Raw genomic sequence first — 10,082 nt, 5'->3', positions numbered from 1 at the left:
TACGGATCTCGTCGGAGGAGATCGTCAGCTCCGCCATGTTTTTCCTGCTCTCGGTGTCTGGTCTTCGAAAAGATCTGGGGTATGGGGTTCGGTTGCGGACTACTTGAGGGACTTCCGCAACGCTGCGAGACGTCCCGCGCCGCTGCCGTCGATCACCTCGTCGCCCACCCGGACGACCAAGCCGCTGAGGAGCTCAGGATCGACCTCCACGTGAACCGTCACCGGCTTCCCGTAGGTACGGGTGAGGGTGGCGGTCAGCCGATCCGACTGCTCACTGGACAGCGGAGCAGAGCTGCGCACCTTGGCGACAACTGCTTCCCGCTGTGCTGCTGCCAGATTCGACAGTTCGTCGAAGGCGTCCGCGGGTGCGGAGTTCTTCAACCGGCCCACTGCCTGGGTCGCCAGCGCCTCGGCGACAGCGGTGACCTTGCCGTACAGCAGCTTGGAGAGCAGTTCACGCTTCCTCTTCGCCGGCACGGAACGGTCGGACAGTGACTGCTCGAGCTTCGGGTCACCGGCAACGATGCGCCCGAGGCGGAAGAGCTCGTCCTCGACAGCGTCGAGCTGTCCCTGATCGGCCGCTGCCTTCAGCAGCGCTTCCCGACCGACGAGCACCAGCGAGTTGAGCAGGTCGGAGGTGACGGACCAGTCCTGGCCCACCGCCGCCTTCAGGACGGCGAGGGTCTCGGCCGAGACCTTGCCACCGAATACCTGCTCGGCCAGACCTTCGCGAACGTTCCCGGGCGTCGAGGTGTCCGACAGAGCACTCCGGAGAGTGCGCTGCTCGTCCAGGATCTCGACGACCGAGAACAGCTCGGCCCCGATCTGGGCCGCGGCCGCTGTGGCTGCTCCGGCAGAGACGGATCCCAAGGCCGAAGACAACGCAGCACGGGTCTGCGTCAAGGCCTCACGGCTCGCTGCGTACATGGTGCTCACTTCCCTGCTGCGGAATTTGCGCCGATGGTGTCGAGCTCGTTCAGGAAGCGATCGACCGTGCCGGCCCGCTTGACGTCGTCGGCGAGGGACTCACCGATGACCTTCTCAGCGAGGTCGACCGCGGTGCGGCCGAGATCGGCGCGCAGTTCGGCGACGATCTGCTGACGCTGGGCAACCAACTGGTTGTTGCCGGCGGCCACGATGCGGTCGCTTTCTTCCTGAGCCTGTGCCTTCATTTCGGCGATGATCTGCTGCCCCTGGGTGCGCGCGTCCTCACGGATCTGCGCAGCCTCGGTGCGAGCTTCGGCGAGCTGGGCGCGGTACTGCTCGAGCGCCGCCTTCGCTTCGGCCTGGGCCTCTTCGGCCCGCTTGATGCCGCCGTCGATCTGCTCGGTTCGCTCGGCAAGGACCTTCTGGAACATCGGAAGGACGTACTTCCAGAAGACGAAACCAACGATGACCAGGCAGACGATCGACCAAACGATGTCATACGTCGCGGGGAGGAGAGGGTTGTGACTCTCTTCCTCTGCCGCGAGCAATGCGATGTTGGCTGCCATGACGGTCTTAGAAAATGAAGCCGGCGACGAGGCCGATCAGCGCGAGGGCTTCGGTGAAGGCGATACCGAGGAACATCGTGGTACGAACCTGTCCGGCCATCTCGGGCTGGCGAACCATTCCCTCGATCGCCTTGCCGACGACGATGCCCACGCCGATGCCGGGGCCGATCGCGGCGAGACCGTAGCCGATGGCTCCGAAGCCCGTCGAGTTGGTTTCCTGGACAGCTTCCTGAGCGAGGTAGGCGAGGCTCATGGTGTTCCGTTCCCTTTCTGTTGACCTCCGCCGGATTCGGCGGGAGGCTCAGTTCTTGGTGTAGCTGGTCGTGAAAACTTGTGGTGCTAGTGCGAATCCGCGTGCAGCGCCAGATCGATGTACACCGACGTGAGCAGCGCGAAGACGTAGGCCTGCAGGAAGATCACCAGCAGTTCGAAGAAGGTGAATGCAATGCCGGCGGCAAGCGAGGCCACACCGAACACGGCCTGGAAGCCACCGGAGACGAAGAAGAAGTACTGGGTGGCGCTGAAGAACAGCACCAGCAGGATGTGGCCGGCCAGCATGTTGGCCATGAGACGAACCATGAGGGTGAACGGCCGGAGGACGAACGTCGAGATGAACTCGATCGGCACGAGCAGGAAGTGCAGCGGAAGCGGAACACCGGGGACCACGATGCTGCTCTTCACGTACTTGAAGAAGCCGTACTTCTTGATGCCGACGTAGTTGAACACGATGTACGCCAGGGCGGCGAGCACCAGCGGCATGCCGATTCGCGCGTTCGGCGAGATATTGATGAAGGGGATGATGCTGCCGAGGTTGCTGGCGAGCACCAGGAAGAAGATGGTGGTGATGACCGGCAGGAAGCGCTTGCCCTGCTCCTTGCCCAGAATCTCTTCCGCGATGTTGATCCGGACGAAGTCGAGCGCGATCTCACCGATGTTCTGGACACCGCGCGGAATGATCTTCGGGCTGCGCATCGCGATGACGAAGAAGAGCATCATCAGTCCGGACAGCAGGATGCGAACCAGCATCAGGCGGTCGAGTTCGAACGGAGTCCCTTCGAACAGGACCGCGGGCGGGAAGAAGTCGTTCAGGGAAGGCGCGTGGAATTCTTCTCCAGCAGCCACGTTGATGACGCTCAGCGTTCTCTCCCGTAGTCGGTCCGCAGCCTTCGTTGACTGCGGTTCGATCGGACATTGACGATCAAACAAGTCGACAAGCTCGACTCGCGTATTCGTCAGCTGCTGCGGACTGTTCGAGTCCAGCGTCTGTCGGTGTCGGCGACTCTCGTCGACTCGGCGGCCCTGAAAGTGCGGGCCACCTACAAGCATGCAATACCGGCGAGTAACTTACTCGCACTCTCATTGCTCTCGCTTGACCCAGACCTTAGCAAGTCATCTACGACGTTGTGTAGACGGGGTCCGGGTCGATTCAATTTTACTACATCTCGTAGTACTACTTATCGTCCGATTCCGGCGATCCGGCGTCGTCCGACGGCGTGGGCTCGACGTACGGCGCCTTGGTTCCCAGAACTCCGAACGTCTCCGCTCCCAGCACGATCACGAGCGACAGCACCATGACCAGCACCAATGCTGTCTTGTCGTAGAAGTCGAGCGGTTTGAGGATCGCCAGGACCGTGATCGCGAGGATCATCTTCAACAACCACGTACCGAGCAGTACCGCTCCCGCCGTCAAGGCCGGAAGTTTCGCGGTGAACAGCACACCCAGTGCGGTGCACAGGATGAACCCTCCCCCGACTGCCGCACCGAGAAGAGCGCCGTACAGACCGGGCTTGCCCGCGACGAGAAATGCGATGATCGAGCCGACCACTGCCAGCACGATCAGACCGAGAACTCCGTAGCGGACGGCAGCCCGCAACGACGCGGTGTGATCAGGGGCGGAGGCGGGGGTGAACGTCACGGTCGCCAAGGGTAGTGGATCTTCGCCGGTCCGCCGCAACCCTCCGGTCAGCCGCGACGGTCGTGCTGCTGTCCGCGAATCGACGGGACGGCCGTCACGACCAGCGCGAAGACGAGGCCTCCCGCAACCAGGAGGACGACGACGCGACGGTCGAACAAGGCTGATCCGACCGCGCCGAACGCCAGGACACCGACCCACAAGTAGATGAGCAGCACGACGCGGCGGTGCGAGTGCCCGATCTGCAGCAGCCGGTGGTGCAGGTGCATCTTGTCGGGACTGAACGGGCTCACGCCCGCACGGGTCCGCCGGACGACGGCGAGCAGCAGGTCCAGGATCGGGATGAACATGACGGCACCGACGAGGAGCAGCGGAGAGAGAAGACCGAGCAGGTCGCGGGTGCCGTACGCGGTCAGCGGGATGCGACCGGACGCGCTGGTGGAAATGGCCGCGAGCATCAGACCGATCAGCATGGAGCCGGAGTCGCCCATGAAGATCTTGGCGGGCTGGAAGTTGTGCGGAAGGAATCCGAGACACGCACCTGCCAGCGCCGCGGCGATCAGCGCGGGCGGATACGCGCTGACGTCGCCGCCCTGATCGTGCAGAAGCCCCACCGAGAACACGCAGATCGCGAGCGAGGAGATCAGACCGAGGCCCGCCGCGAGACCGTCGAGGCCGTCGACGAAGTTCATGGCGTTCACCATCACGACCGCGACACCCACGGTGACGAGACCGGCCTGGAGCTGGTCGAGGATGACGGTGCTGCCGTCCCCGAACGGCATGTAGATGATGAACCAGCTCACACCCATCACGACGAGGATGCCCGCCGCGGTGACCTGCCCGACGAACTTGGTGAGCGCGTCCAGACCCCATCGGTCGTCGACCACCCCCACCAGCACGATCACGAACCCCGAGACCAGGGCCGCGGGAATGTCGGAGGTGAACTCGAATCCCCTGGTGAGCGCGGGTAGCTGCTGCGCGAACAACAACGCGACGAGCATGCCGAGATACATGCCGACCCCGCCGAGACGGGGCGTCGGGGTGACGTGGACGTCCCGGTCCCGCGGCACGGCGACAGCCCCGAACCGGAGCGCGAACAGCCGCACCGCCCCGGTGGCCAGGTAGGTGACCACCGCAGCGGTGAAGAGGACGAGCAGGAGTTCACGCAGCGGGACACCCGCGCCCCCACCTGCTTGGGCCAGCGCCACGCCAGCCGATTCGGCAGCACTCACTGGGCGGACAGACTCTCCGCCGTCACTCCGAGCACGTCGGCGACATCGCCGGTGGGCACGGCGCCTTCACGCAGGATCCGGGGGGTCGCACCGGTGAGGTCGACGATCGTCGAGGCCTGCCCCTGCTCCGCCCGGCCACCGTCGAGGTACACGCTCGCCGAGCCGCCGAGCTGCTCGCGCGCTTCCTCGACCGTCGTCGCGGGCGGCTGCCCGGAGACGTTCGCGCTCGACACCGCCAGCGGTCCGACTTCACGCAACAGTTCGAGGGCGACGGGGTGCAGCGGCATGCGCAGCATGACCGTGCCCCGGGTGTCGCCGAGGTCCCATGCCAGCGAAGGCGCTTGCTCCACAACGAGACTCAGCCCGCCCGGCCAGAACGCCCGGATGAGGTCGCGCGTCTGCGGACGCACGCTGTACACCAGTCCGTCGATCGTGTTCCACGAGCCGACGAGCACGGGAACCGGCATGTCGCGCCCGCGACCCTTGGCCCGCAGGAGGGCGGCGACGGCCTCGCTGTCGAATGCGTCCGCGCCGATTCCGTACAGCGTGTCCGTGGGAAGCACGACGAGCCGCCCGGCCTTCAGCGCATTCTTGGCCGCACTCATTCCGGCGGAGCGTGAATCGGGAAGGCCACAGTCGTAAACGGTACTCACCCGCCCATTCTTTCACCCTCGGTGACGGCCCCTGCACGCTGCGCCTCGATATCCGTGGCGACGCGCCGGGCGACCACGAAGCGCGGCTTGCCTGCGAGGTCCGGGTGCTCCGCGACTTCGCCGAACACCCGGCGGGACGCGAACAGGGCCGCCACGTCGGCCCCGTTACTGTCGTCGTGTTCGATGCCGACCGCTCCCCCGATCCGCAACCAGCGGGCGACGTTCGAGATCATCGGCTTGATGACGGACAGGCCGTCCGGTCCGGCGAACAGCGCGCTGTGCGGATCGTGGTCGGCCACCTCGGGTTCGAGCTCGACGCCCTCCGGAATGTACGGCGGGTTCGCCACGATCAGGTCGACGCCGCCTTCGAGCCCGGCCAGCAACGTCCGGTCGGTCACGTCGCCCTGGTACAGGCGAATCGGTGCGTCACCTGCCTGTTCGCGGGCGTCGGCGTTACGCCGGGCCCACGCGAGCGCGTGCGGTTCGAGTTCGACGGCGTGCACGACTGCGTCGGGCCGGGCGTTGGCGATCGCGAGCGCCAGCGCGCCCGAGCCGGTGCACAGGTCGAGGACCACCGGCGGATGCTGGTCGCAGCTTCCGAGGAAGGCGAGCGCCCACCCGAGCAGCAGTTCCGTCTCGGGACGCGGCACGAAGACCCCGGGACCGACCTCGATGTCGATGTCCCCCATCGCGGCCGTACCGAGGATGTACTGCAACGGAATCCGCTTGGCGCGCTGGTCGACCATCTTCTTGTACGCGTCGATCACCGACTCGTCGACCAGCGGGACGAGGCCGAGCCGGGTCCGCTCCACCCCCAGCAGGTGGGCCGCGAGCAGTTCGGCATCCGCACGGGAGCTACGCACCCCGGCCTCGTCGAGTTGCGCGGTTGCGTCGATCAGGGCCAGGCGAAGAGGAAGGCGACTCACAGGTACAGAGTGCCACGCGGCTCGCCGTCCGGTGGCGGGGTCCCGCTTCGCGGTTACTCCGCGGCGAGCCTCGCCTCGCGGTCGGACTTGCCCAGGGCGTCCAGTAGGGCGTCCAGTTCGCCGTCCAGGACCGCATCCAGGTTGTGGGACTTGAAACCGATCCGGTGATCGGTGATGCGGTTCTCCGGGAAGTTGTAGGTGCGGATGCGCTCCGAACGGTCGACGGTGCGCACCTGACTCTGCCTGCCTGCCGACGCCTCCGCATCCGCGGCTTCCTCGGCGGCGGCCTGCAGCCGAGCGGCGAGCACCTGCATGGCGCGGGCCTTGTTCTGCAGCTGTGAGCGCTCGTTCTGGCAGGTCACGACGATTCCGGTGGGCAGGTGCGTGATACGGACCGCGGAGTCGGTGGTGTTGACACCCTGACCGCCCTTGCCCGAGGAGCGGTAGACGTCGATGCGCAGATCGGTTTCGTCGATCTGCACCTCCTCGACCTCTTCCGGTTCCGGGTAGATGAGGACACCGGCGGCGGACGTGTGGACGCGTCCCTGCGATTCCGTGACGGGCACCCGCTGCACGCGGTGGACACCGCCCTCGAACTTCAGTCGTGCCCAGACCCCGTCACGCACATCACCCTTCGACTTGATCGACAGCGTCGCGTCCTTGTATCCACCCAGATCGGACACGGTCGCGTCGAGGATCTCGACACGCCAACCGTGACGCTCGGCGTACCGGACGTACATCCGGGCCAGATCGGAGGCGAACAGCGCGGATTCCTCGCCGCCCTCACCCGATTTCACCTCGAGCACCACGTCGTCACCGTCGTGCGGGTCGCGGGGGGCCAGAAGATCGGTGAGGGCCTTGTCGAGTTCCAGGACCTGCGCCTCGAGTTCGGGCACCTCGGCGGCGAAGCTGGAGTCGTCGGCAGCGAGTTCGCGCGCGGCATCCAGATCGTCCTGCGCCGACTTGAGCTTGGCATATGTCGCCATGATCGGCGCGAGCTCGGCGAATCGCTTGCCCGCCTTGCGGGCGGCAGAAGCGTCGTTGTGCAGGGCCGGGTCCGCCAACTGCTGCTCCAGGCCGGCATGTTCGGCCAGGATGTCGTCGATGGCCGAAGGCTGGGTGGTCCCTGCCATGATTCGCTCCGCTCTGCGTTCTTTCGGGAATAGGCACAAAAAAGCCGACGCCCGGCCTGCAATTATCGCAGGACGGGCGTCGGCGGAACAGCTAGGACTCTGCAGATTCCTTGGCTGCGCCCTTGCCGGCGCGCTTGCCGTAGCGAGCCTCGAAGCGGGCGACACGTCCACCGGTGTCGAGGATCTTCTGCTTGCCGGTGTAGAACGGGTGGCACTGCGAGCAGACCTCGACGTTGATACGCCCGGTCTCCTTGGTGCTGTGGGTCTCGAAGGTGTTTCCGCAACCGCAGACCACGGTGGTGGCCACGTAGTTGGGGTGAATGCCTGACTTCATGGTGTCCCTTTCAATGGTCGCCGGGTCGCCTTCGCCGTTCGAAGACGTGAACCGGAACCGGACTCAGCCGCTCAGTATGCCAGATCGCAGCTTCGCGATCCCAATCGGCATTTGTGCTTGCGGTGTGGTCAACGCGGGTGGTCCGCGTTTTGTTCCACGGTGATTCTGGAGGGGAAAAACAGCGGGGCCCGGCGACCGAAAGTCGCCGGGCCCCGCTTCGGTCGCGATCAGTCGTCGATCGCGCCCGGAGCAGTCTTCGACACCTGCATGAGGAATTCGATGTTGCTCTTGCTCTTCTTGAGGCGGTCGATCAGCAGATCGATGGCCTGGTGCGAGTCGAGACCCGAGAGCACGCGCCGGAGCTTGTGCAGCACCGCCGCCTCGTCCGGGCTGAGCAGCAGCTCGTCCTTACGCGTACCCGAGGGGTTCACGTCCACGGCCGGGAACACACGACGTTCCGCGATCTTGCGGTCGAGTTTCAGCTCGGCGTTACCGGTGCCCTTGAACTCCTCGAAGATCACGGTGTCGCCGGTGGAACCGGTCTCGACCATGGCCGTCGCGATGATCGTGAGCGAACCGCCGTTCTCGATGTTGCGCGCAGCACCGAGGAAACGCTTCGGCGGGTACAGCGCGGTCGAGTCGACACCACCGGAGAGGATGCGTCCCGAGGCCGGCGACGAGTTGTTGTACGCACGGCCGAGGCGGGTGATCGAGTCGAGGAGGACGACGACGTCCTTACCCGCCTCCACCAGGCGCTTCGCACGCTCGATGGCCAGCTCGGCGACCGAGGTGTGGTCTCCCGGCGGACGGTCGAAGGTCGAGGAGATGACCTCGCCCTTCACCGAACGCTGCATGTCGGTGACCTCTTCGGGACGCTCGTCGACCAGCACGACCATGAGGTAGCACTCGGGGTTGTTGGTCGCGATCGCGTTCGCGATGGCCTGCAGAACGCTGGTCTTACCGGCCTTCGGCGGGCTCACGATCAGCGCACGCTGTCCCTTGCCGATCGGCATCACCAGGTCGATGACACGGGTCGTCAAGATGTTCGGCGTCGTCTCCAGACGCAGCCGCTGATTCGGGTACAGCGGGGTGAGCTTGCCGAACTCGGGGCGCTTCTTGGCGGCTTCCACGTCGCCACCGTTGACGGTGTCGATGCGGACCAGCGGGTTGAACTTCTGGCGCTGGTTGCCCTGTTCGCCCTCGCGTCCGACCCGGACTGCGCCGGTGATGGCGTCGCCGCGGCGGAGACCGTTCTTGCGGATCAGGTTCATCGACACGTAGACGTCGTTCGGTCCGGCCAGGTAGCCGGAGGTCCGCACGAACGCGTAGTTGTCGAGGACGTCCAGGATGCCGGCGACCGGCTGCAGGACGTCGTCCTCGCGGATCTCGGTCTCGCGGGCGTCGCCGCCGCCGCCTTCGCCGCGGTCGCGTCCACGACGACGTTCGCGGAAGCGACGTCCGCGGCGTCCGCGACCGCCTTCCTCGTCGTCGCCCGGGCGATTGTCGTTGGTGCGCGGGCCGTTGTTGCCCTGGCTGCGGTCGCCACGGTCACCGCGGTTGTCGCGATCGCCCCGGTCACCGCGTTCGCCGCGGTCACCGCGGTCGCCGCGGTCACCACGGGTGTCGCCACGATCACCGCGGTCGCCGGCCCGCTCACGTCGGCTGCGGTCGCCGCCCTGTTCGCCGGAGCCGTCCTGCTTGGCCGGCTTCTCGGCGGAATCCTGACGGTCGTCGGCCTGCTTGCGCTCGGCCTGCTGCGTGTCGGTGGCAGTAGCCGAGGCGGTGTCCTGAGCGTTGCCGCCCTGGTCACCCTGCTCGGGTGCGCCTGCCCGACGCGCGGATCCGCGGCGCTGACGCCCGCGACGGCCGCCCTCGGCGGTGTCGGTGTCGGCGGCTGCGCTGTCGCCCGTCGCGGGTTCGGCCGTCTTGGGCTCGGCGGCCTTCTCGGTGGTCTCCACCTGGGGAGTCACTTCGAGTTCGGTCTGAGCGGACTGTTCGCGCTTCGCGCGGGTCGCCCGGGTCCGGGGAGCGGCTTCGGTCGCGGCAGCGGCCGGGGCGGAAGAACCGCCCTGACGCTCCTTGATCGCGGCGATCAGGTCGCCCTTGCGCATCCCCGAGATGCCCTTGATGCCCAGCTCACCTGCGAGAGTGCGGAGCTCGGTGAGCACCATTCCGGACAGCCCGGCACCCCGGCGCGCCTCGGCGCGCTTGGTGGAGGCCGTCACTGCACCGGTGCCGGGTGCGGTCGATGACGCCTGTGAAGAGTCGCCTGCCTGCGCGCCAACGGTATCCACCGAGGAGGCGCGCACAGGAGCGGCGATGAGGTCCGTATCGGTCACGGAGGTCCTTTCCTTCCCTCACTCGCGCTGCGCAGAGTCGAGGGTTCGTCCCGTAATTCG

Annotated in this window: 11 protein-coding genes; all 11 read right to left on the bottom strand. The window is 66.3% G+C overall.

The genetic code is table 11. The features are described from left to right. Positions 1-99: 99 nt before the first annotated feature. Entirely contained in the window at positions 100-927 is an 828-nt protein-coding gene (locus QM693_RS36105) for a F0F1 ATP synthase subunit delta (protein ID WP_198602282.1), read from the bottom strand. Between the two features lie 5 nt (positions 928-932). Continuing rightward, entirely contained in the window at positions 933-1,493 is a 561-nt protein-coding gene (locus QM693_RS36100; protein ID WP_105422742.1) for a F0F1 ATP synthase subunit B, read from the bottom strand. 7 nt (positions 1,494-1,500) lie between these two features. Then, on the bottom strand, positions 1,501-1,746 hold the full coding sequence (locus tag QM693_RS36095) for an ATP synthase F0 subunit C (RefSeq protein ID WP_005252955.1): 246 nt from the start codon (positions 1,744-1,746) through the stop codon (positions 1,501-1,503). An 86-nt stretch (positions 1,747-1,832) separates the two neighbouring features. Then, entirely contained in the window at positions 1,833-2,615 is a 783-nt protein-coding gene (gene atpB, locus QM693_RS36090; RefSeq protein ID WP_005264492.1) for a F0F1 ATP synthase subunit A, read from the bottom strand. A 328-nt stretch (positions 2,616-2,943) separates the two neighbouring features. Further along, complete coding sequence (locus tag QM693_RS36085) at positions 2,944-3,417, bottom strand: Cg1360 family ATP-synthase-associated protein (RefSeq protein ID WP_007300049.1); 474 nt, start codon at positions 3,415-3,417, stop codon at positions 2,944-2,946. 38 nt (positions 3,418-3,455) lie between these two features. Beyond that, positions 3,456-4,637: a glycosyltransferase family 4 protein gene (locus QM693_RS36080; protein ID WP_005252952.1), complete on the bottom strand. Its 1,182-nt coding sequence runs from the start codon at positions 4,635-4,637 to the stop codon at positions 3,456-3,458. Beyond that, positions 4,634-5,290 (bottom strand): L-threonylcarbamoyladenylate synthase, encoded by a 657-nt coding sequence (locus tag QM693_RS36075; protein ID WP_011594474.1) that lies wholly within the window; start codon positions 5,288-5,290, stop codon positions 4,634-4,636. The genes QM693_RS36080 and QM693_RS36075 overlap by 4 nt, the downstream gene beginning before the upstream one ends. Continuing rightward, complete coding sequence (gene prmC, locus QM693_RS36070; RefSeq protein ID WP_009474172.1) at positions 5,287-6,216, bottom strand: peptide chain release factor N(5)-glutamine methyltransferase; 930 nt, start codon at positions 6,214-6,216, stop codon at positions 5,287-5,289. Before prmC ends, QM693_RS36075 begins: the two co-directional genes overlap by 4 nt. A 53-nt stretch (positions 6,217-6,269) precedes the next feature. Then, positions 6,270-7,349: a peptide chain release factor 1 gene (gene prfA, locus QM693_RS36065; RefSeq protein WP_009474173.1), complete on the bottom strand. Its 1,080-nt coding sequence runs from the start codon at positions 7,347-7,349 to the stop codon at positions 6,270-6,272. A gap of 91 nt (positions 7,350-7,440) precedes the next feature. Further along, positions 7,441-7,683, bottom strand: coding sequence for a 50S ribosomal protein L31 (gene rpmE, locus QM693_RS36060; protein ID WP_005252948.1), 243 nt, complete (start codon positions 7,681-7,683; stop codon positions 7,441-7,443). Between the two features lie 227 nt (positions 7,684-7,910). Further along, a complete protein-coding gene (rho, locus tag QM693_RS36055) occupies positions 7,911-10,022 on the bottom strand; it encodes a transcription termination factor Rho (protein ID WP_283354688.1) in 2,112 nt (703 codons plus the stop codon). Positions 10,023-10,082 lie beyond the last annotated feature (60 nt).

It is taken from the genome of Rhodococcus sp. IEGM 1305 (assembly GCF_030058635.1).
In the GTDB taxonomy this organism is placed as follows: Bacteria; Actinomycetota; Actinomycetes; order Mycobacteriales; family Mycobacteriaceae; genus Rhodococcus_F; species Rhodococcus_F opacus_D.
The sequence above is the reverse complement of the archived record's forward strand: the minus strand, read 5'-3'. Positions and strand labels throughout refer to the sequence as shown.